The sequence below is a fragment of the Brachybacterium sp. genome, from assembly GCF_036379615.1.
In the GTDB taxonomy this organism is placed as follows: domain Bacteria; phylum Actinomycetota; class Actinomycetes; order Actinomycetales; family Dermabacteraceae; genus Brachybacterium.
Window position 1 is genome coordinate 81,624 of the sequence record NZ_DASVGJ010000068.1, and the last position, 21,127, is coordinate 102,750.

Consider the following 21,127-nt stretch of genomic DNA (forward strand, 5'->3'; position numbering starts at 1 on the left):
GTCAGCGTAGTGCGGGCGACGACGGGGTGCGGAGCGGGGCAGGGGTGCTCACAGGAGCGCGGCGCAGTCCGCGAGCCGCTGTTCCCAGCGAGCGGTGAGCTCGCCGACGGCGGCGTGGCGCGCCAGCAGCTCCGGCGTCGGCTCCTGGCGGGTGACCGGGAGGCTTCCCTCCCGCGGATGCAGCGGCTCCTCGACGAGGTCCCCGGTGAGCAGGGACGCGGTGGCGAGCCCGCAGGCGTAGGGCAGCTCCGGCAGGGCCGCTGCGAGGGCGAGACCCGCTCCGAGGCCCACGCTGCTCTCGAGCGCGGAGGAGACCACCACGGGCAGCTCCGCCTGCTCGGCGAGCTCCAGGCAGCGCTGCACCCCGCCGAGCGGCTGGACCTTCATCACCAGCAGGTCTGCGGCGCCGGCGCGGGCGACCCGCAGCGGGTCCTCGGCACGGCGCACCGATTCGTCGGCGGCGATCGGCACATCGAGGGCACGGCGCACCGCGGCGAGGTCCTCGAGGGCGGCGCAGGGCTGCTCGGCGTATTCGAGGCCGGCGGCCGCGCGGTCCAGGACGGGCAGGGCGGCGAGGGCCTCCTCGCGGGTCCAGGCACCGTTGGCGTCGATGCGGATCCGGGCCTGCGGACCCATCGCATCGCGCACCGCCTCGAGCCGTTCGGCGTCCTCGGCGAGGCTCACGCCGGGGTCGGCGACCTTGACCTTCGCGGTGCGGGCACCTCCCACCCGGGCGAGACGGTGGGCGAGCACCGGGGCGACCACCGGGATCGTGGCATTGACCTCGATCTGTGCGCGCAGGGGCTCCGGCCGTGGGGCGGTCGCGTCGGCGAGCGCCGCCCGCAGCCAGGCGGAGGACTCCTCGGCCTCGTAGTCCCAGAAGGGGGAGAACTCGGCCCAGCCGGCCGGACCGTGCAGCAGCAGGCCGTCACGCTCGGTGATCCGGCGGAAGCGGGTGGTCATCGGGATCGAGTAGGCGTGCACGCGGTCGATGCCGTGCTCGCGCAGGGCGGAGGGGATCTGCATGCCCTCGAGGGTAATGAGCTGACAGGCGGTCGGAGAAGTGGGCAGGATGCAGGAGTGATCTCCTCCCCCTCTGCGTCCTCCCCTGTCGCGTCCTCCCCTGTCGCGTCCTCCCCTGTCGAAGGGTTCCACCTGCGTCCGCTGCACCGTGACGATGCTCCGGCGGTGCTGGCCGCCTACCGCTCCGCCCCGGACATGGCGCGCCAGGGCACCGTCACCACCCTCGAGCAGGCCGGGGACCAGGTGGAGTGGCTGCTCGAGGAGGAGCGTCGGGCGGTCGCGATCGCCGACGGGTCCGATGCCCTGGTGGGCCTGGTGGCGCTCAGCATCGATCACGAGAATCGCGCCGCCTGGTTCTTCTACTGGCTGCACGCCGCGCATCGCGGACAGGGCCTCATGGCGCAGGCGGCCGCCGCGGTCGCCGAGCGGGCGCTGACCCCGCCGGCCGAGGGCGGCTGGGGTCTCGAGCGGCTCGAGCTGGGCCATCGCGCGAACAATCCGGCCTCCGGCGCGGTGGCCCGGGCCGCGGGCTTCGTGCAGGAGGGCACCGAGCGCGGGAAGTTCCTCCTCGACGGGGAGCGCGTGGACGTGCTCACCCACGGGCGGCTCGTCACAGATCCGTCACCCCCGGTCACCGGACTACCCTGGCGTCCATGACCACGCCGCCTGTTCCGCTGCCCCGCAAGGTCTCCGACACCTTCGACCCGCACCGCTGGCGGGAGGTGCCCGCGGCCGAGCACGGCGGGCCCGCGCTGAGCGACATCACCTACCACCGGGCCGTGGAGCGGATCGAGTCCGCGGACGGCGAGCGCACCGAGCGCGACCTGCCCACGGTGCGGATCGCCTTCGACCGTCCCGAGGTGCGCAACGCCTTCCGCCCGCACACGGTCGATGAGCTGTACCGGGCGCTGGACCATGCCCGCCTCGACACCGGTGTGGGCGTCATCCTGCTCACCGGCAACGGCCCCTCCCCCAAGGACGGCGGCCACTCCTACTGCTCGGGAGGCGACCAGCGGATCCGCGGCCGTGCCGGCTACGAGTACGCGGAGGTCGAGGAGCTGGCAGAGACCTCGCAGGTGCGCACCGGCTCCTCGGGCCGGCTGCACATCCTCGAGGTGCAGCGCCTGATGCGCACCATGGGCAAGGTGGTGATCTCGATGGTCAACGGCTGGGCCGCCGGCGGCGGGCACTCCCTGCACGTGGTCAGCGACCTCTCGATCGCCTCCCGCGAGCACGCCCGCTTCATGCAGACCGACGCGAACGTCGGCTCCTTCGACGGCGGCTACGGCTCCGCCTATCTCGCCAAGCAGGTGGGCCAGAAGCGGGCCCGGGAGATCTTCTTCCTGGCCGAGGAGTACTCCGCCCAGGATGCCTACGAGTGGGGTGCGGTCAACCGGGTCGTCGACCACGCCGAGCTCGAGGACGCGGCGCTGGAGATGGCCGCACGCATCGCCACCAAGTCCCCGCAGGCGATCCGGATGCTGAAGTTCTCCTTCAACCTCGCCGACGACGGGCTGATGGGCCAGCAGGTCTTCGCCGGGGAGGCGACGCGCCTGGCGTACATGACCGATGAGGCCGCCGAGGGCCGCGACGCCTTCCTCGAGAAGCGCGCGCCCGACTGGTCGCAGTTCCCGCACCCGCAGGGCTGAGATGAGCCCCGCCGTCCTGCCGTCGGCCGGAGATCTGCCCTGGCTGGTCCCGCCCGTCGACGACGCCTCCGCCACCTCGCTCGCTGCGCACGCCGCCGCGATCGGCGAGATGATGCAGGGCCGGGCCCGGCTGTGGCTGGGGCCCTTCGACCCGCCCGCGCAGCTGCCGGCCGGCTTCGAGGACACCGCGCTGGTGGTCCCCACCTCCGGGTCCACCGGCAGCGCCAAGGCGGTCGCGCTGAGCCGGGAGGCGCTGCGCGCCTCGCAGGAGGCGACCGCGCAGCTCTTCGCGGCCGATGGCACCGCACCGGACACCCGCGGCCACGGCTTCTGGCTGCCGCTGCTGCCCCCCACCCACATCGCCGGGGTGCAGGTGCTGGCTCGTGCGCATCGCACCGCCCAGGTGCTCGGCCTGCACGCCCCGGCCCTGCCGGATCCGCTGCCGGACCTGCGCGGGCATTTCGACGCAGACGCCTTCACCGCTCTCGCCGAGCCGGTCCTCGAGCAGGCGGCCCGGGCCGGCCTGCCCGCGCTCACCTCGCTGGTGCCCACCCAGCTCACCCGCATCGTCACCGGCGCCACCGGGTCCGATGCCCGTGCCCGCGGGGTGCTGAAGCGCTTCGCCGCCGTGCTCGTGGGAGGCGCTGCGACCAGCCCCGACGTGCTCGCCCGGGCCCGCGCCCAGAAGATCGCGGTGCGCACCACCTACGGCTCCTCGGAGACCGCGGGCGGCTGCGTCTACGACCGCGTCCCGCTGCCCGGCGTCGCGCTGGGTCTCGACGGGGCCGACGCTTCCGGAGCAGGGCGCCTGCGGATCACCTCCCCCACCCTCGCGCTCGGCTATCTCACCCCCGACGGAGGTGACGACGACGGACCCTTCACGGCCGACGCCGTCTCCCCCATGACTGCTCCGCCCCGCTCCTTCCTCACCTCCGACCTCGCCGAGCTCGGCGCCGACGGAGCCCTGACGGTGCTGGGACGAGCCGACGACGTGATCAACTCCGGCGGGCGCAAGGTCCTGCCCCAGGACGTGGAGCGCGCGATCGACCGCTCGCTGATGCTGCGCGGGATGGTGCGTGCGAGCGTGGTGGTGGGAGTCGAGGACCCCGACTGGGGACAGCGCGTCGAGGCGCTGGTGACGCTCGAGCCGGGGATGGACCCGGCGGAGGCTTCGGCGCTGGTGCGCTCCGCGCTGCGCACCTCCGAGGTGCCCGCCCACATGATCCCCAAGCGCGTGCACGTGGTCGAGCAGCTGCCGCTGCTGGGCATCGGCAAGGTGGATCGCGCCACGGCCCGCCGTCTCGCCGCCACCCGGACCGCGTAGCCCGCCTCCGCCTGCCTCCGACCGCCATCGACCGCCATCGACCGCCATCGACCCCGAGGAAGGACCCCGCACCCCGGGGACGGCCCCGCGCCGGGCGGGAGCGCGATGTGATTCGGGACGGGGCCCGCGTGCGGGCCCGGGCCCCGGCGTATCCTCGTCAGGGCCGCCGCGCGGCGGCCGGAGACCCCACCCGGACCCCGAGGAGCACGATGGCCACCCTGTCGCAGTGGAGGCAGGGCGCCCGTCCCCGCACCCTTCCGGCCGCTTTCGCCCCGGTCGCCGCCGGGACCGGTGCGGCCGTGTGGCAGCTGGAGGCGCTCCACGGGAGCGTCGACTGGTCGCTGGTGATCCCCCGCGCCCTGCTGGCCCTCGCGGTCTCCTTCAGCCTCCAGATCGGTGTGAACTACGCCAACGACTACTCCGACGGCATCCGCGGCACCGATGACGATCGGGTGGGGCCCTTCCGCCTGACCGGCTCCGGTGCCGCACGACCGGCGACCGTCAGACGCGCCGCGATCGGCGCCCTCGCGCTCGGCGGACTGTTCGGGCTGGTGCTCATCGTCCTGGCCCAGATCTGGTGGGCGCTGATCATCGGCGCCGCCGCGATCGCCGCCGCCTGGTTCTACACCGGCGGGAAGAAGCCCTACGGCTACCTGGGACTCGGCGAGCTGTTCGTGTTCGTCTTCTTCGGCCTGGTCGCCGTCAACGGCACCGCGTATGCGATCACCGGCGCTCTGTCCTGGGTGGCGCTCTCGGCCTCGATCGCGATCGGACTGCTGGCGGTCGCGCTGATGCTCACCAACAACCTGCGCGACATCCCCACCGACCGGATCGCCGGGAAGCGCACCCTGGCCGTCCGTCTCGGCGACCGCGGCACCCGGATGCTGTATGCGGCGACGCTGGTGGTGCCGTTCGTGCTGATGGTGCCGGTGATGGTGGTGCAGTGGCTGGCCGCGCTGGTGCTGCTGGCGCTGCCGCTCGCGATCGGGCCGGTGCGGACGGTGCTCGGCGGGGCCGCGGGTCGTGACCTGATCCCTGTGCTCGGGGCGACAGGGCGGCTCGAGCTGGTCTACTCCGTGCTGCTGCTCATCGGTCTTCTGCTCTGAGGTCCGGCAGCTGCGAGGGGCCGACGGAGTCCTCCGCCGCTGCGTCCTCCGTGGCAGCATCGTCCAGCAGGGTGTCCTCGTACTCCGCGTCCTCGTCGACGTCCGCGCCGCGCCGCTGCGCGCGGCGCTCGTCGGCCGCCTTCCAGCGCAGCGCCGCACCCTGCCGCAGGCGATCCAGGAACAGGATCGAGATGAGCATCGCGAGGAGCGCCGCGAGCACCCCGGCGAGCATCACGCCGACGTCCACCAGGGTCAGCACCCACCAGATCAGGGCCCACAGGCCCAGACGGATGACGGCGTAGAGCAGGAAATCACGCATGCCTGCAGGATAGTTCTCCTGCCGGCGCCTTCCCTCCACGCCCGCTCCGCGCCGCACGCACCCCACGGCCCGCGCCACCGCCCGCGACCAGGCTCTCCCTGCGGATCCACCGCAGGTTCACCCCACGATCAGGTGCGATGCCTACACTTCGGCCATGGCCCGCGGCATCATCGCAGTTCTCTCCATCGCCCTGACCGTCTTCGCGCTCGCAGACTGCGTGCAGACGGAGGACGAGAAGGTCAGGGGCCTGCCCAAATGGGCATGGATCGTGCTGATCGTGCTGATCCCCTGGGTGGGCCCCATCACCTGGCTGTTCGTCGGCAAGGAGCGCAGCAGCGGCACCGGTCGGCAGCAGCGCAAGGGCCCGACGGCCCCCGACGAGGATCCCGACTTCCTGCGCCAGCTCGACGAGGACATCCGCCGTGAGCGGCGCGAGCGTCGGGAGCAGGACGGCGACGAGGCATAGCCCTCCGCGCCCTCCGCGCACAGCCGCCCCTGCGGGGCGAGGTGAGGCCCGAGCGACCGCCCCTGGGAGCCCTGAGCATCTGGGTCAGGAGTCTCACTGGGGCCGGAGTCTCCCTGGGTCCGGAGTCTCAGAGCCCGGAGTAGGAGTGCAGGCCGTTGATCACGGTGTTGACGATGGTGTAGTTGAACACCACGGCCACGAACCCGGCCAGCGCGAGCCCGGCGGCACGGCTGCCGCGGAAGCCGCCCGTCGCGCGGGCGTGGAGGTAGGCCGCGTAGATCACCCAGATGATGAAGGTCCACACCTCCTTGGGGTCCCAGCCCCAGAAGCGGCCCCAGGCCTCGCGGGCCCAGATCGCTCCGAAGATCAGCGTGAACGTCCAGCAGACGAAGGCCACCGAGTGGATGCGGAAGCTCAGCGCCTCGAGCACGGTCGAGGAGGGCAGGCGGTCCAGCACGTGGCCGAAGCGACCCCAGTGCTCGGGGTGCTCCTCGCCGGCGCCAGCGCGCTCCACCAGAGCGTTCTCGTGACGGGCCTGCAGCAGCTGCATTCCGGCGACCACCGCGCCCAGGATCGACAGGGCGGTGGCGATGATGGCCACGCCGATGTGGATGTAGATCCAGTGCGAGTTCTGCAGGCTCGGGGTGAGCTGCGCGGCGGGCACGATCCAGAAGGTCTGGGCGAGCAGCAGCACCAGCAGCACGGGGCCGACCACGAAGGTCCCCAGCGCCCTCAGCTCGACGCGCCGGAGGCTGAACACCAGGAAGGCGATCATCACCACGGCGGTGCTGGTGGTGGCGAACTCGTACATGTTGGCCCAGGGCACCCGCTGGGTGGCCAGGGCACGGGTGACCACGCCGACCAGGTGCAGCACGGTCGCCGCGGCCGTGAGCAGGAAGGCGAACCGCTGCGCCGTCATGGTGCCGGGGGCCGGCCCGTCCTCGGCGGGCCGGGCCGCGCGGGAATCGCCCGGCCCGTCGGCGTCGGCCGGGAGCGCCGCCCCGGTCGAGCCACCAGCGGCGGCCGTGCCCACGGTCGCGGACTGGAGGGTGCGCTCGGCGCCCTCGCTCTCGCGGCCCTCGAGGCGCTCGGCCTCACGGGCGGCCAGTCGCGCATCGCTGCGACGCTGGGAGTGCGAGGCGAGATCGGCGCCGAAGCCGATCAGCGCGAGCACGTACAGGACGATCGTCACCACGAGGGCGAGATTGGAGAGCTCCGCCAACTGCTCGTTGATCACTGTGCACTTCCTTCGGAGGAGTCGTCGGCGGCCCGGGAGGGCCGGTCGTCTGAGGGGCGGTGCGTCCCGTCCGTGGTCCCATCCTGCGCCGTCGAGAGCGAGGAGGCCAGGGAGCGGACATCATCCGCGAGGGCCGGATCGTCGCTGCGCGCGAGCCCGGCCAGCTCGAGCACCGTGCCCTCGGCGCTCTCGCGCACCCGCACCCAGATCCGGCGGCGCGGGACGAACAGGGAGAGGATCAGTCCGCCGACGGCCGTCAGCGAGCTGAGGAGGATCCACCGCTCGAAGGGGTTGTGGGCGATGTCGAAGGCCGCATAGCGGCGCAGCCCGTCGAAGCTGATGGTGGTGCCGTCGGGGAGCTGGAACTCCTGGCCCGCGTAGAGGCGGACCAGCACCGGGGCGCCGTCCTCCCCCGCGATGGGCGTGAGGGTGGTGACGTCGACCTCGTAGGCGTTCTGCGGGACGCCGGAGTCCAGTCCGAGGTCGCCCTGGTGCACGGTGAGCGCGAGCTGGGGGTCCAGCGCATCGGGGTAGATCGAGTGCGGGCCCTTCTCGTCGATCTCGCCGGTGGGCAGGAAGTAGCCGACCACAGCAGTCTGCTCGGGGCGGGCGTCGGGTGCCTTGATCACCAGCTGCGAGGTGTAGCCGAGGTCGCCCATCGGCACCGTGATCACGGGTCCCTCCGCGACCACCTTGCCCTCGGGGTCGGTGACGGTGACCTCGGGGGCGTACCCGTTGCCGAGCAGGTACATCGAGGCGCCGTCGACGTGCAGCGGCTTGTTGACCTGGATCGTCCGGGCGAGCTGCTCCTGACCGGGGGTGGTCACCCGGACGTCCGCCTCGAAGGAGCGCGGCTCGCCCACGGTCCCGGACTCGCCGGGCTGGACGTAGGTGGCGCGGAAATCCTCGAGGGTGAAGCGAAAGTCCGGCATCTGGTTCTCGTCGAACCAGGCCCCGGACTCGAAGGAGTCGTACTGGGTGAGCGAGTTCGCGAAGCCGTCCTGCTCGATGACGGTGATCTGCCCGCGGTAGCTGGTCAGCTGGCCGCCGGCGATGCACACCAGCACACCCACCAGCGAGATGTGGAACAGCAGGTTCCCGGTCTCCCGCAGCAGGCCCCGCTCGGCGCTCACCGAGCGGGAGCCGCGCTCCTCGCGCACCTCGGTGCGATAGCGGGAGCGGCGCAGGCTGCGATGGGCGCGCTCCAGGAGGGCGTCGCCGTCCGCGTCCGCGAGCACGACCCGGGTGTATCCGGTGAAGCGCGTCAGGCGGGAGGGGGTGCGCGGGGGGCGCGCCCGCAGCTGCTTCAGGTGCACGCCCACACGCGGGACGATGCATCCGATCAGCGAGATGAACAGCAGCAGGTAGATCGCGGAGAACCATGGCGAGGAGAACACCTCGAAGGCGCCGAGCGCATCGAGGAACTCTCCCCAGCGGCCGTTCTCCTCGAGGAACTGCTCGGTGAGGGTCGGGTTCACGCTGCGCTGCGGGTACAGGGACCCGGGCACCGCGGCGATCGCCAGCAGCATCAGCAGGATCAGCGCGGTCTGCATGCTGGTCAGCTGGCGCCACAGGAACAGCAGGGTGCCGCGCAGGCCGAGGGACGGGGCGACCGCGCGCTTCCCGTCGACCTCGGGCTTGCTGCTCCAGGTGCCGCTCGGGGCGGCCTGCTCCGGCTGGCCCGCCCGGCGGGCCGCGGCATCCTGGCCTGCTGTCGCGTCCTGGCCGGTCTCGGGATCCGGGGGCGTCCCGGTGTGCTCGTCGGTCATCACACCACCGGTTCGAAGGTCGAGATCATGCCCTGCAGCTGGCTCATCCACGTCGCCCAGACCCCGGTCATCAGCAGCACGCCGATCGCGATCAGCAGAGCACCGGAGAGCAGTCCGATGGCGCGTCGGTGGGCGGCGAGCTTCTTGCTCAGGCCCAGGGAGCGCTCGAACAGCAGCGCGAACAGCACGAAGGGGATGCCGAGGCCGAGCGAGTAGGCCAGGGAGAGGATGCCGCCGCGCAGCACCGCCCCGTCCCCGCCGTCGAGGGAGAGCGCGATGATCGCGGCATAGGTGGGGCCGATGCACGGCGTCCAGCTCAGGCCGAAGATGAGCCCCATCAGCGGGGCGCCGAGCAGACCGGCGTCGGGCCGCTTCGAGGAGACGGAGCGGGTGGCCGACAGGCCCGGGAACACGCCCATGAACACCAGGCCCATGAGGATCACGACCGCCCCCGCGACGCGGTTGATCCACACCGCATGCTCCTGGAGCAGGTATCCCAGTGCACCGGCGAAGCCGCCGAGCACCATGAACACCACGGAGAACCCGGCGACGAACAGGGCGCTGCCGGCGAGCATGCGCCCGGTGGAGGGCCGTGCGGGCTTGGCCCGGGCACCCACCGCGCCCCGGGCGACGGCGCCCTGGCCGGCCAGCCCGGAGACATAGCCCAGGTAGCCGGGCACCACGGGCAGCACGCAGGGAGAGAGGAAGGCGACAAGGCCCGCGGCGGCGGCCACGGCGAGCGCCGGCAGCAGGGCTCCGGACAGCGCCGTGGCCTGGAAGGCGGCCCCGACCTCGGCGACGATCATTCGTCGATCACCGCGTCGATCATGGCGCGCAGCACGGAGGGATCGGCCGCGCCCGAGATCCGGGCGGCCACCCGGCCCTCCCGGTCCAGGACCAGGGTGGAGGGCACGGCGTTGGGAGCGACCTGTCCCCGCAGCGAGTACATGATCTCGGCGTCCGGATCGGGCATCGAGGCATAGGTGATGCCGTAGGTCTCCTCGAAGGCGCGGGCGGGCCCGGCGGAGTCGCGCACGTTGACCCCGATCAGGCTCACGCCCTGCTCCGCGTACTCCTCGTGGATGGCCTGCAGGTCCGGGGCCTCCTTGCGGCAGGGCGGGCAGGAGGCGTACCAGACGTTGACCACGAGCACCTCGCCGTGGTGCTCGGAGGAGGAGAACTCCTCCTCGTCGTAGGTGGTGCCCTCGATCTCGAGCGCCTCGCCGCGGTCCGCGGGGGCGATCTCGGTGGCCACTCCGCTGCCGGAGACGTAGCCGGAGTCCCCGGAGCTGTAGCGCTCGGAGGTGTCGGCGCCGCAGGCTGCCAGCAGCAGCGCGGCCGGCACACCGGCGGCGAGGCCCAGCAGCGCCCGACGGGTGGGGTGCACGGGCAGGTGTCGGGCGGTCACGTCAGTTTGCCTCCGGTGGCGTCGATCGCCCCCGCGTACAGGGCCGCGGCCGGTTCGGCATAGCCGACGTCCGCGAGGTGCGGGCCGACGAAGCGCAGGCTGGTGACCGAGCAGAGTCCGCACTGGCGGCGGCGGGGATCGTGGAACAGGGGCCTGCCCTCGGCGCTGCGGCGGGTCACCCAGATCGGCAGCTGGTGCAGCACCAGCACGGCCTCACGGCCCTCGGCCTCGGCGCGCACCTCGTGGACCGCGGAGACGACCCGCGCGACCTGCTCCCGGTAGGGCTCGCCCCAGGAGGGACGGAAGGGGTTCAGGAACCAGCGCCAGTTGCGCGGATCGCTCAGCGTCGCCTCGCCGTGGCCCATCCGGTGCCCCTCGAAGTGGTTGCCCGATTCGACCAGGCGCTGATCGGTGAGGACCTCGAGCCCGTGGGGCGCCGCGATCGGGGCGGCGGTCTGCTGGGCGCGCAGCAGCGGGGAGGAACGCACCAGGGCGATGTCGGAGTCCGCGAGGTGCTCCCCGACCAGTCCGGCCATCTGCTCACCACGGTCGCTGAGGCGGTACCCGGGCAGGCGCCCGTACAGGATGCGCTCGGGGTTGTGCACCTCGCCGTGGCGGACCAGGTGGACCGTGGTGGTGGTCATGGGCGGTGATCCCTCTTTCGCTCTCGCGCTGCGGGCTCGGGCCCGAGCCGCCTCACGGTACCAACCCAACCTCCGGATCAGCGGGACGGGGCGACCGTCCCGTGAGCAGACGGACACCCGATGGCGATCGGGGCGTCCTCGTCCAGCGTCTTGGCCAGGATCCGTCCCAGCTCGAGCAGGTCGTCGTGCCCGACGACGTCCAGCAGCAGGGTCCGCACCGAGCGCACGTGCGTGGGGGCGGCGCGCTCGAGCATCGCCTCGCCTGCGGCCGTCAGCTGCGCCTGCCGGCCACGGCCGTCATCGGAGCAGCGCACCCGTTCCACCAGGCCGCGCTTCTCCATGCGGCTGATGGTGTGGGTCAGCCGCGAGCGGGAGTGCACCACCTTGTCCGCCAGCTCGGACATGCGCAGGAACTTCTGCTCCGCCTCGGACAGGCGCACCAGGATCTCGTACTCGCCGAGGGTCAGGTCGATCTCGGGATCGGACTGCAGCGCCTCGCTGAAGCGGTCGTTCAGCAGCGTGGTGGCGTAGAGGAAGGTCCGCCACGCCTCCTGCTCCTTGCTGGTCAGCCAGAGATCCTCGGGCGTGGACGCCCGATCCTCCCCGCTTGACATGGTGTCCTGCATCACGTTTACCTCTTCCATGGGATCGACTGCTTGCCATCTTCCCGCAGTTTAGTTTATCTTTCAAGCACGAGTTCGGTGATCGAGTCCGATCACCTGCCCACCCCGATCTTCTCAAGGAGAACCCATGAACGACCTCACTCCCGGCACCTGGACCCTCGACGCCGCCCACACCTCCGCGGCCTTCACCGTGCGTCACGCCGGCATCTCCAAGGCCCGGGGTCAGTTCACCGACGTCGAGGGCACCCTCGAGGTCGGCGAGAACGGCGAGAGCCTGGCCTTCTCCACCACGCTGAAGACCGAGTCGATCAACACCTCGCAGCCGGACCGCGACAACCACCTGCGCAGCGGCGACTTCTTCGACGCGGAGAAGTTCCCCGAGCTCCGCTTCGTCTCCACCAAGGTCGAGGGCGACAAGCTCATCGGCGACCTCACCATCCGCGACATCACCAAGCCGGTCGAGCTGGACTTCACCTACGAGGGCGCCGCCACCGATCCCTTCGGCATCTACCGCGCGGGCTTCACCGGCGAGACCACCATCTCCCGCAAGGAGTTCGGCCTCACCTGGAACGCCGCCCTCGAGGCCGGCGGCGTGATGGTCGGCGACAACGTCAAGATCCTCATCGAGGCCGAGTTCACCGCTCCGACCTCCGCCTGATCCCTTCCCGCGACGTCGACGCCGAGAGCCTCGACACCGCGAGCACCCGACGGGCCGTCCGCACTGCGCGGGCGGCCCGTCGTCGTGCCCGGCCCCCTCGGAGTGCCCGGTCCCCTCGGAGCGGCCGATATGGTGCGCCCATGAGCACCCCGCACATCCCCTCGACCGCCGACCCGGACGCCCGCGTCCTCTATCTCACCCGCGAGGGCTGCCATCTGTGCGATGAGGCGCTGCCGGTGGTGCGTGCGGAGGCCGATCGCGTCGGCTCCACCGTCGAGGTGCGTGACATCGACGAGGACGAGCAGCTGCGTGCGGACTGGGACCACGACGTGCCGGTGATCATCGTGGACGGGAAGGTCCACGCGAAGTACCGGGTCGAGGCCCAGCAGCTGCGCACGGCGCTCGCCCGTCGGCCCTGGTGGCGCCGGCTCACCGGACGCGCCTGACCGGCCGCGCCCGGCTCCTGGTCCGGAGAGCGTCCGAGGCCCTCATGACATGCGACGGCCCCCACCATCTGGTGGGGGCCGTCGCATGTCATGCCGACGTCACTTCTTGTTGCGACGCTGGTGACGAGTCTTGCGAAGCAGCTTGCGGTGCTTCTTCTTGGACATGCGCTTGCGTCGCTTCTTGACGACAGAACCCATAGGTTGCCTCTGTTCTGCAGGCCGATGCCTGCGGGATGGTGCAGCGGATCAGGAATGCGCGGCCCGCGGAGACTCGCTCGTGCGGGCCCGACGCCACGGTCGACCATTCATTCTACACTGCTGCGCCGAACGCTCAGCCTCGCGCGAGTGCGATCTCCCTCGCAGCGTCCTGCGCGAGGGCGAGCTCCGCGGCGACCGGTGAGACCACGTGCCGCTGCGCCACCTCGCGCACCCGGGCCAGCAGCACCCGACGCGCCCGGCGGCGGTGCCACGCCCCGACCAGGGCCGCGACCACGCCTCCCGCCACTCCGATCAGGAGTCCCGCAGCGATCCCCAGCACCACCAGCACCGTGGGCAGCGGGATCGGGATCCACAGCTCCTCGACCATCGGCATCGGCGGCGAGGGAACGCCCAGGAACGCCAGCAGCGCGTTCAGCGCCAGCCATCCCAGCCCCACCACCCAGGTGAGCAGGGCGAGCCACTGCAGCACGTCGAGCACCGGCCACCACCATGACCTGCCGGTGGCGCGCAGATCGGCCCCGGCGACCGCCTGGTCCAGCGCATCGGGCAGGGCATCCTCCCCCTCGCGGGCGGCGTCGCGCACCACGGCACGCCAGGGATCACCGCCCCCGGTGGAGGCGGCATCGGCGAAGCGGCGCACCCCGCCGGAGGCGCGGGCGCGGGCAGCGGCGTCGGGCTCGGGCAGAGAGGTGCGCTCGAGCCCCTCGGCGTCCCGCTCGCGGCCGATCCCGAGTCGGCCCAGCGGGTCCGGGCGCAGCCCTCGGGCCCAGCGCAGCGGCGGCCAGCCCACCTTCCCGGCGGCGCGGAAACGGTAGGAGGCGCCGACGGCGCGGGCCACCGGCTCGACCCGGGCGGCGGCGGAGAGATCCTCCACCAGCGCATCGACGTCAGCGGGCGAGACGTCCGCGGCCATCCCGGTCGGATCGGCCGTCTCCTGCAGGGACTCGGCCGCCGCGCGCACATCGGCGCGGTGGCGGGAGGCGACGGCCTCCCGGCTGCGGGCGATCGTGAGCAGGTGCTCGCGCAGCTCCTCGACCCCCTCCCCCGTGCTCGCGGAGGTCGCCAGCACCGGGGCGTGCTCGAGTCCGTCCTGGCGGGCGATCTCGGAGAGAGAGGCGAGCACCGCTTCCCGCTCGTCCTCCCGGATCCGATCGATCTGGTTGAGCACCAGCACGGTGACGGCGTCGTGGCCCGCGAAGGGGCGCACGAACTCCTGGTGGAGGACGGAGTCGGCGTACTTCTGCGGATCGGTGACCCACACGATCACGTCCACCATCCCCGTCATCCTCTCGGCGATCGCGCGGTTCGCGGTCTCGACCGAATCGAGGTCGGGCAGATCCAGCAGCACGAGGCCGGGGGTGCCCTCGCCGCCCTGGGACGCCTCGCGCCGGGCCCGACGACCGCGCGGGGGCCGGCCGGCGGCTGCGGCCAGAGGTGTCTCGGTCCCGTCGAGAGGGTGGCGCTCCTCGACCTCGAGCCAGTCCAGCAGGGCGTCGCTGCCGCGATCCCCGATCACGGCGGCGACGGGCGAGGAGGTGGTGGGGCGGCGCACCGCGGCACGGGAGATCTCTGCGCCGACCAGCGCATTGACCAGGGACGACTTGCCCGATCCGGTCGCTCCGAACAGACCGACGACGGTGTGCTCCGCCGACAGGGCACGGCGGCGATCGATGCGGTCCAGCACGTCCTGGACCTCCTGGGCCGTCTGCTCGGGGGCGACCCCCTCGAGCAGGGAGACGGCAGTCTCGAGGGCGTCGATCCGCTCGGCCAGCGGGGCGGTCCCCTTCGAGGTACGGCTGCGCAGCGGGCTCATGCGTCCTCCTCGTCCCGGGCGGGCGCCGTGGTGCCGGCGCTGCTGTCGGCGGCCGTGCCGTCGGTCCGGATGTCCTGGGCGAGCTGGGCGAGGGCGTCGGCGTCGGCTCCCAGCAGCTCGCCGCCGCCCGGCTCGCCGAGCTCGTCGAGCAGCTCGACGAAGGGGCTCGAGCGCGTGGCGACCAGCGCGTCGAGGCGGGTGGTGAGCCGTTCGCGGGCGGTCGCGGCCATCCGGCGCACGGCCTCGTCACCGAAGATCGTCTCCAGCAGCTTCTGGCCGACCACCGCGGTCGCCGCCCCGGCGCCGACCTCGAGACCGGTGGGGATGAAGGCGGTCGAGGCGAACACGACCACCATCAGGGCGACGCCGACCACGTTGACCCCGAGCGAGAGCAGCCGCGCCTTCGTGCGCCGGTCCGCCCCCTCGGCGCGGACAAGTTCGAGCACGTCGCCCTGCCAGGCCCGGATCTGGGCCGAGACCTCCTCGGCGTAGCCGTCCGGCAGCCGGGAGAGGTCCCTGCCCTCGGCGAGGGAGCGGCCGGCCGCCGAGGAGCGCCAGGCGGTGTCCGCGCGTTCGGCGCCGCGGGCGGTCTCGTCGATCACTACGTGCACGAGTCCGGTGCCCAGCGCCTGCTCCGCGGCGACGGCCGGGGCGGGCTTGCCGCTGAGCATCTGACCGAGGCGATCCCGGGCCCGGGTCACCAGGGACTCCACGCCGCGGAAGAACTCCCCGGTGCCCACCACGTCCTGCCAGCGGGCCAGCACCTCGCCGCGCAGCAGGGAACCATCGCCCAGGGCCTCGTCGATCCGTTCGCGCGCTCCGGAGAAGGCGGTGATCGCCTGGTCGCGCAGGCGCTGTCGTTCGACGTCCTGGGCAGAGGCGTGCTCGGCGATCTCCCGCGCGGAGCCGGCCAGCCCGTCGAGGGCTCCCGCCAGGGTGCGCCGGGCGATGCGGCTGCGGGCCTCGCCGTCGGCCGCGAGCGTGGAGAGGTGCGCGTGCAGCTCAGCGATCACGGCGGGAGGGAGCATGCCTTCGGCGTCGATCTCCGTCTCGGGGACCAGGAACAGCCGGTCCACGGCGATGCCGTTGCGCTCGAGCATGCCGCGCAGGTCCTCCGCGAGCTCCTCGGCGACCCCTTCGCGCGGCGGGATCCGGTTCATCACCACGTCCACGGTGACGTCGCGCTCGGCGGCGGTGCGCAGCACCTCCCACGGCACGGCGTCGGCGTAGCGGTTGGCGGTGGTGACGAACAGCCACAGGTCCGCGGCGCGCAGCAGCTGCCGGGCCAGCTCCCGGTTGCCCATGGCGATCGAGTCGATGTCCGGGGCGTCCAGCAGGGCGAGACCCTGGGGGATGCGGTCCTGGCCGCTCAGCTCGAGGGAGGTGGCGGGGTCGACATCACCGGTGGTGTCCCCTGCGCCCGGCGCCTCGAGGTCGCGTGACTGGCCGGCGTGGACCCGGGCGAGGCCGGGCAGGATGCGGGTGCCGGTGAACCAGGGCTCGTCGTGGGGATGATGCAGCAGCACCGGCCGGCGCGTGGTGGGCCTGATCGCGCCGGACCGGCTGACGGGATGCCCCACCAGCGCGTTGACCAGGGTGGATTTTCCGGCGCCGGTGGAGCCGCCGATCACCACCAGCAGCGGCGCGTCCAGCGACTCCAGGCGCGGGATCACGTGGTCACCGAGCTGCGAGAGCGCCGCCTGCGTCTCCGCGCGGGCCTGGTCGGCTCCCTCGACCGGCAGGGGCAGTTCGAGAGCGCGCAGGTGCTCGGCGAAGGCGTCGAGGACCTGGGTCGTCCGAGTCGTCATGTCTCCCCTTCGTTCGGTGCCCCTGATCTGCTGAGCGACATTGTGGCAGGCTCGGGCCATGACCGGGACGTGCTCGCGGGTCAGTCCAGGAAAGGATCCAGGCCCCACTCGGGGAAGCTGACCCGCCGCGCCGCCTGCACCGCGCGGTCCAGGGCGTCGGCGGGGTCGAAGCCCTGCTCCCAGTCCCTCACCGCGAGCGGGCGCCCGTCCCCGAAGGTGTTGATCCCCGGCTCCGGGGAGAGCCCGTGCGCCGCGCGAGCGGCGTCCGCCGCGGCGACGAACTCCTGCGGCAGGGGCGCTGCGGCGTCGATCGGCTCCCCGGTCGCGATCGCGATCAGATGCGCCCAGGAGCGCGGGACCACGTCGATCACGGCATAGCCGCCGCCGCCGAGCGCGAGCCAGCGGCCGCCGCACACCTCGTCGGCCAGCTCCCGCATCAGCAGCATCACCTCGCGCTGCGCCTCGAGGGAGACCGAGAGATCCGCCAGCGGGTCCAGCCGATGGGTGTCGGCGCCGTGCTGCGTCACCAGCAGAGTGGGTCGCACCGCCCGCACCAGTGCGGGGACAGTGGCGCGGATCGCCCGCACCCATCCGTCGGCCGAGGTGCGGGAGGGCAGCGGCACATTGATCGCGGTGCCCGGCGCCCCGGGACCACCGCTGTCCTGCACGAAGCCGGTGCCGGGGAACAGCCGCTCCCCCGTCTCGTGGACCGAGAGGGTGATCGCCCGCGACTCGTCCCACAGGGTCCGCTCCACGCCGTCCCCGTGATGGACGTCCACGTCCACGTACATCACCCGCTGCTCGCCCAGGTCCAGAGCGTGACGGATCGCGGCGGCCGCGTCGTTGTAGACGCAGAAGCCGGAGGCGGAGCCGGGTTTGGCGTGGTGGAGGCCGCCGGCGAAGTTCACGGCCCGTCGCACCTCCCCCGCGCGGATCGACTCGATGGCGGCGAGGGACCCTCCGACGATGCGTGCGGAGGCGGTGTGCATGCCGCGGAAGAGGGGGACGTCATCCCCGCCGAGGCCGAAGCGCATGAGGTCATCGAGCTCGTCGGTGCTGAGACCCTCCATCCCCGCCGAGGCACGATGGACGGCGCTGATGTACTCCGGATCGTGGACCCGGGAAAGCTGCTCATCGCTCGCGACCGGGGCCGCGAGCAGCCTCACGTCCGGCCGGTCCAGCACTCCGGCGCTGCGGGCGAGCTCCCTAGTGAGGGTGAGCCGGATCGGGGCCATCGGATGGAAGGGGCCGAAGTCGTACTCGCACAGCGCCTCGTCCCACACGATCCCGGCGGGGACGGGCAGGTCCTCTCCCCGGACCGGGGCGGCAGAAGGCGGAGGCGGCGCAGCAGCGAGCATGGGTCGAAGCGTACCCAGCCCTCGGCTCGCCCGCCTCTTCCGCGGTCGTAGACTGCCGCGGACCGCGACCGCGGTCGCCCATCTCAGAACGAGGAGCAGCATGAGCACTCCCGGCAGGCGTGCCGTCCCACGGCGCCTGGGTCCGCTCGACGCCCGTCGGCGCCGCCCGGAGTGGCAGGTGGCGCTGCACTCCCTGACCAAGGCCACCCCTGCTCGTCTCGCCCTGGGAGTCTTCACGCTGCTGATCGGGGTGTTCACCGCTCTGCTGTCGCTGCCCGCGGCGACGGCCGGCGGCGAGCGGACCGCGCTCACCGATGCACTGTTCACCGCGGTCTCCGCGATCTGCGTGACCGGGCTGGTCACCGTCGAGACCGGCACCCACTGGTCCACCTTCGGCCTCACCGTGATCATGGTCGCGATCAAGCTCGGCGGGCTCGGCATGATGACCGTCGCCTCGCTGCTGAGCCTGTCGGTGATGCATCGCCTGGGGCTCGCCCAGCGGGTGATCACCGCCCAGGAGACCCGAGCCGAGCGGCTGGCCGAGGTCGGTGGGGTGCTGAAGGTCATCCTCATCACCTCGACCGCCTTCGAGGTCGCGACCTTCGTGGCCCTGGCCCCGTACATGTTCGTCACCGAGCATGGGATCCGGGAATCGCTCTTCCTGGGGGTCTTCTACGCCATCAGCGCCTTCAACAATGCGGGGTTCGTACCGGAGGCCGCCGGGACCGCGCAGTACGTGGGCGATCCGTTCTTCACCATCCCCATCGCCCTGGCGGTGTTCGTGGGGTCGCTGGGATTCCCGGTGATCCTGGTCGTGGTCAAGAAGCTGCGCACTCCCCGCAAGTGGAGCCTGCACGCGAAGCTCACCCTGACCACCACGGCCCTGCTCTTCCTGCTCGGGGTGCTCGGATTCCTGGCCCTGGAGTGGAGCAACCCCGCGACCTTCGGCGACCGACCGCCGGGGACGAAGCTGCTGGGCGCGGTGTTCGCGGCGGTGATGCCGCGCTCGGGCGGGTTCTCGACGATCGATGTGGGGCTGATGACCGCGGAGTCCCGCCTGCTGACGGATCTGCTGATGTTCATCGGCGGCGGCTCCGGCTCCACCGCGGGCGGCATCCGGGTCACCACCTTCGCGCTGCTGATGCTCGCGATCTGGGCGGAGATCCGCGGCAACCCCGACGTGGAGGTCTTCGGCCGGCGCATCCCCCAGGAGACCGTGCGCCAGGCCATCGGAGTGCTCGTCATGAGCGCCACCGTGGTGTTCCTGGCCACCTTCGTGCTGCTGCGGATCACCCCGCACACCCTGGATCAGACCCTGTTCGAGGTGCTCTCCGCCTTCGGCACCGTGGGACTGTCCACCGGGATCACCGCCGCCCTGCCCGACGAGGCCAAATGGGTGCTGACCGTGTGCATGTACGTGGGGCGGCTGGGGCCGATGACCCTCGGCGCGGCACTCGCGGTCCGCACCCGCGTGCGGATGATCCAGCTCCCCTACGAGCGGCCGATCGTCGGCTGATCTGCCGGCGCCGGTCCTCGCACCCCGCGCGCCGAGGCGTGCGAGAGCGGTGGGCGCCCGGCCCGGACCGTGCTTAGACTGTGCCCGCCCGGCTCACGGCACCTCCGTGAGCCCGTTCCCAGGAGCAGACATGCCACGCAGCGCGCGCGACGAGGGAGTGCTGGTGATCGGGCTCGGCCGCTTCGGCGCCTCGATCGCCCTGACCCTCGAGAAGCTCGGCACCCAGGTGCTCGCGATCGACACCGACGAGGAGCTGGTCCAGAAGTACTCCGGCCAGCTCACTCATGTGGTGCGGGCCGATGCGACCCAGCCCGAGGTGCTCGACCAGGTGGGTGCCGGGGACTTCTCGATCGCGGTGGTCGGGGTGGGCACCACGGTCGAGGCGAGCGTGCTGATCGCCGCGAATCTGGTGGACCTCGGCAAGCCCGTGATCTGGGCGAAGGCGATCTCCGCCGCACACGGCAAGATCCTCCAGCGCATCGGCTGCCACCACGTGGTCTATCCGGAGGCCGATGCCGGCAAGCGAGTCGCCCACCTGGTCAACGGGCGCCTGTTGGACTTCATCGAGTTCGACGACGACTTCGCGATCGTGAAGATGCGACCCCCGCGCGACGTGCAGGGGATGACGCTCGCGGAGTCCGACATCCGCCAGCGGTTCGGGGTGACCGTGGTGGGCGTGAAGTCCCCGGGAAAGGACTTCACCTACGCGGTGCCCGAGACCATGGTGGCCGCGCATGACCTGCTGATCGTCTCCGGCCGCACCGGTCTGATCGAGAAGTTCTCCCAGCGCACCTGAGCCGTCAGCGCGCACCCCGGCTCGACCCCGCCCCGCCCCGGGGAGCGCTCAGCCCTTGCTGAGCTCTCGGGAGGATTCCGCGGCGGCGGCCATCGCGGCGGCGACTCCGGCGCGCACCCCCTCCCGCTCGAGGGCGGCGAGACCCTGGACTGTGGTGCCGCCGGGGCTGGAGACGCTGTTCTTCGCGACGGCGGGGTGGACTCCGGTCTCCTGGAGCATGGTGGCGGCCCCGCGCACCGTCTGCTGCACCAGCGTGCTCGCCAGGTCGCGCTTCAGCCCCAGCCTCACCGCTTCGTCGGTCATCGCCTCGATGAGGGTGAAGACGAAGGCCGGCATCGAACCGGCGGCACCGATGAAGGCGTGGACCTGCTCCTCGGTGATGTCCACGACCACGCCCGCCCCCGCGAACAGGGAATGGAGCAGCTCGAGCTGGGCGTCCTCGACGGCGCTGCCCCGCATGAGCCCGATCGCGCCCTCCCCCACCGAGATCGGGGTGTTGGGCATCGCGCGCACCACCGCGACACCCTCTCCCAGCGTCTCCTCGAGGCGGGCGAGCGTGGTGCCGGCGGCGAGGGAGAGCACCAGGGCGCCGGAAGGGAGGTCCGCCCGCAGCTCGCTCGCCAGATCGAGGATCTGGTACGGCTTCACCCCGAGCACCACCAGGTCAGCGCCCTGCACCGCCTCGGCGCGGGAGTCGGCGGCGGTCGCGCCGAGCTCCTCGGCCGCGCGCCGGCTGCTCTCCGGGCTCGAGTTCACGATCTGCAGATGCTCGGGGCGCACTCCGGCGTCCAGCAGGGTGCGCGCGACCGGTCCGCCCATGTTGCCCGCCCCGATCAGGGCGATCCGCACGGCGGAGAGGTCCCTCGCGGGGGTGTCGGCGGGGCGGGGGTCTGCGGTCGTCGCGGCGGTGTCGTCCATGCCGTCCAGGGTACGCGGCGGGCTGTC

At 72.3% G+C, this 21,127-nt stretch carries 22 protein-coding genes; 9 read left to right on the plus strand and 13 right to left on the minus strand.

Annotation, left to right across the window (positions count from 1 at the left end; genetic code table 11):
- Window positions 1-48: 48 nt before the first annotated feature.
- Window positions 49-1,026: an o-succinylbenzoate synthase gene (locus VF289_RS15345; protein WP_330884773.1), complete on the minus strand. Its 978-nt coding sequence runs from the start codon at window positions 1,024-1,026 to the stop codon at window positions 49-51.
- Window positions 1,027-1,080: 54 nt separating this feature from the next.
- Here VF289_RS15345 and VF289_RS15350 point away from each other — a divergent pair, with 54 nt between their 5' ends.
- From VF289_RS15350 to VF289_RS15365, 4 genes are all read left to right on the plus strand, one after another.
- On the plus strand, window positions 1,081-1,680 hold the full coding sequence (locus VF289_RS15350; protein ID WP_330884774.1) for a GNAT family protein: 600 nt from the start codon (window positions 1,081-1,083) through the stop codon (window positions 1,678-1,680).
- The gene (locus VF289_RS15355; protein WP_330884775.1) at window positions 1,677-2,672 is read left to right on the plus strand and encodes a 1,4-dihydroxy-2-naphthoyl-CoA synthase; all 996 of its coding nucleotides are present in this window, start codon (window positions 1,677-1,679) and stop codon (window positions 2,670-2,672) included. Before VF289_RS15350 ends, VF289_RS15355 begins: the two co-directional genes overlap by 4 nt.
- 1 nt (window position 2,673) lies before the next feature.
- Complete coding sequence (locus VF289_RS15360; RefSeq protein WP_330884776.1) at window positions 2,674-3,996, plus strand: AMP-binding protein; 1,323 nt, start codon at window positions 2,674-2,676, stop codon at window positions 3,994-3,996.
- A gap of 209 nt (window positions 3,997-4,205) precedes the next feature.
- On the plus strand, window positions 4,206-5,102 hold the full coding sequence (locus VF289_RS15365; protein ID WP_330884777.1) for a 1,4-dihydroxy-2-naphthoate polyprenyltransferase: 897 nt from the start codon (window positions 4,206-4,208) through the stop codon (window positions 5,100-5,102).
- Here VF289_RS15365 and VF289_RS15370 read toward each other — a convergent pair.
- On the minus strand, window positions 5,083-5,421 hold the full coding sequence (locus VF289_RS15370; RefSeq protein ID WP_330884778.1) for a DUF4229 domain-containing protein: 339 nt from the start codon (window positions 5,419-5,421) through the stop codon (window positions 5,083-5,085). The genes VF289_RS15365 and VF289_RS15370 overlap by 20 nt on opposite strands.
- Window positions 5,422-5,575: 154 nt before the next feature.
- Between VF289_RS15370 and VF289_RS15375 the strand changes: the two genes are divergently transcribed.
- Window positions 5,576-5,887: a PLD nuclease N-terminal domain-containing protein gene (locus VF289_RS15375; protein ID WP_330884779.1), complete on the plus strand. Its 312-nt coding sequence runs from the start codon at window positions 5,576-5,578 to the stop codon at window positions 5,885-5,887.
- Window positions 5,888-6,014: 127 nt separating this feature from the next.
- Here the strand turns inward: VF289_RS15375 and ccsB are convergent, their stop codons facing one another.
- The 6 genes from ccsB to VF289_RS15405 all read right to left on the minus strand — a co-directional run bounded on the left by ccsB (window position 6,015) and on the right by VF289_RS15405 (window position 11,589).
- A complete protein-coding gene (gene ccsB, locus VF289_RS15380; protein ID WP_330884780.1) occupies window positions 6,015-7,124 on the minus strand; it encodes a c-type cytochrome biogenesis protein CcsB in 1,110 nt (369 codons plus the stop codon).
- Complete coding sequence (gene resB, locus VF289_RS15385; protein WP_330884781.1) at window positions 7,121-8,893, minus strand: cytochrome c biogenesis protein ResB; 1,773 nt, start codon at window positions 8,891-8,893, stop codon at window positions 7,121-7,123. Before resB ends, ccsB begins: the two co-directional genes overlap by 4 nt.
- Complete coding sequence (locus VF289_RS15390) at window positions 8,893-9,699, minus strand: cytochrome c biogenesis CcdA family protein (protein ID WP_330884782.1); 807 nt, start codon at window positions 9,697-9,699, stop codon at window positions 8,893-8,895. The genes resB and VF289_RS15390 overlap by 1 nt, the downstream gene beginning before the upstream one ends.
- A complete protein-coding gene (locus tag VF289_RS15395) occupies window positions 9,696-10,301 on the minus strand; it encodes a TlpA family protein disulfide reductase (RefSeq protein ID WP_414644508.1) in 606 nt (201 codons plus the stop codon). Before VF289_RS15395 ends, VF289_RS15390 begins: the two co-directional genes overlap by 4 nt.
- Entirely contained in the window at window positions 10,298-10,945 is a 648-nt protein-coding gene (locus tag VF289_RS15400; protein ID WP_330884783.1) for a histidine phosphatase family protein, read from the minus strand. The genes VF289_RS15395 and VF289_RS15400 overlap by 4 nt, the downstream gene beginning before the upstream one ends.
- Window positions 10,946-11,022: 77 nt before the next feature.
- Window positions 11,023-11,589, minus strand: coding sequence for a MarR family winged helix-turn-helix transcriptional regulator (locus VF289_RS15405; RefSeq protein ID WP_330884784.1), 567 nt, complete (start codon window positions 11,587-11,589; stop codon window positions 11,023-11,025).
- Between the two features lie 106 nt (window positions 11,590-11,695).
- Between VF289_RS15405 and VF289_RS15410 the strand changes: the two genes are divergently transcribed.
- The gene (locus VF289_RS15410; RefSeq protein ID WP_330884785.1) at window positions 11,696-12,226 is read left to right on the plus strand and encodes a YceI family protein; all 531 of its coding nucleotides are present in this window, start codon (window positions 11,696-11,698) and stop codon (window positions 12,224-12,226) included.
- 140 nt (window positions 12,227-12,366) lie between these two features.
- Entirely contained in the window at window positions 12,367-12,672 is a 306-nt protein-coding gene (locus VF289_RS15415; protein WP_330884786.1) for a glutaredoxin family protein, read from the plus strand.
- Between the two features lie 99 nt (window positions 12,673-12,771).
- On the opposite strand, the gene VF289_RS15420 is transcribed toward VF289_RS15415, so the two are convergent.
- The 4 genes from VF289_RS15420 to VF289_RS15435 all read right to left on the minus strand — a co-directional run bounded on the left by VF289_RS15420 (window position 12,772) and on the right by VF289_RS15435 (window position 17,870).
- Complete coding sequence (locus VF289_RS15420; protein ID WP_019174583.1) at window positions 12,772-12,870, minus strand: 30S ribosomal protein bS22; 99 nt, start codon at window positions 12,868-12,870, stop codon at window positions 12,772-12,774.
- A gap of 133 nt (window positions 12,871-13,003) precedes the next feature.
- Window positions 13,004-14,704: a dynamin family protein gene (locus VF289_RS15425; protein ID WP_330884787.1), complete on the minus strand. Its 1,701-nt coding sequence runs from the start codon at window positions 14,702-14,704 to the stop codon at window positions 13,004-13,006.
- Window positions 14,701-16,512 (minus strand): dynamin family protein, encoded by a 1,812-nt coding sequence (locus VF289_RS15430; RefSeq protein ID WP_330884788.1) that lies wholly within the window; start codon window positions 16,510-16,512, stop codon window positions 14,701-14,703. Before VF289_RS15430 ends, VF289_RS15425 begins: the two co-directional genes overlap by 4 nt.
- Window positions 16,513-16,592: 80 nt before the next feature.
- Window positions 16,593-17,870 (minus strand): acetoin utilization protein AcuC, encoded by a 1,278-nt coding sequence (locus VF289_RS15435; protein ID WP_330884789.1) that lies wholly within the window; start codon window positions 17,868-17,870, stop codon window positions 16,593-16,595.
- 100 nt (window positions 17,871-17,970) lie between these two features.
- Between VF289_RS15435 and VF289_RS15440 the strand changes: the two genes are divergently transcribed.
- On the plus strand, window positions 17,971-19,386 hold the full coding sequence (locus tag VF289_RS15440; protein ID WP_330884790.1) for a TrkH family potassium uptake protein: 1,416 nt from the start codon (window positions 17,971-17,973) through the stop codon (window positions 19,384-19,386).
- A 130-nt stretch (window positions 19,387-19,516) separates the two neighbouring features.
- Entirely contained in the window at window positions 19,517-20,182 is a 666-nt protein-coding gene (locus VF289_RS15445; RefSeq protein WP_330884791.1) for a TrkA family potassium uptake protein, read from the plus strand.
- A 48-nt stretch (window positions 20,183-20,230) separates the two neighbouring features.
- Here the strand turns inward: VF289_RS15445 and proC are convergent, their stop codons facing one another.
- Entirely contained in the window at window positions 20,231-21,100 is an 870-nt protein-coding gene (gene proC / locus VF289_RS15450; RefSeq protein WP_330884792.1) for a pyrroline-5-carboxylate reductase, read from the minus strand.
- Between the last annotated feature and the right edge of the window lie 27 nt (window positions 21,101-21,127).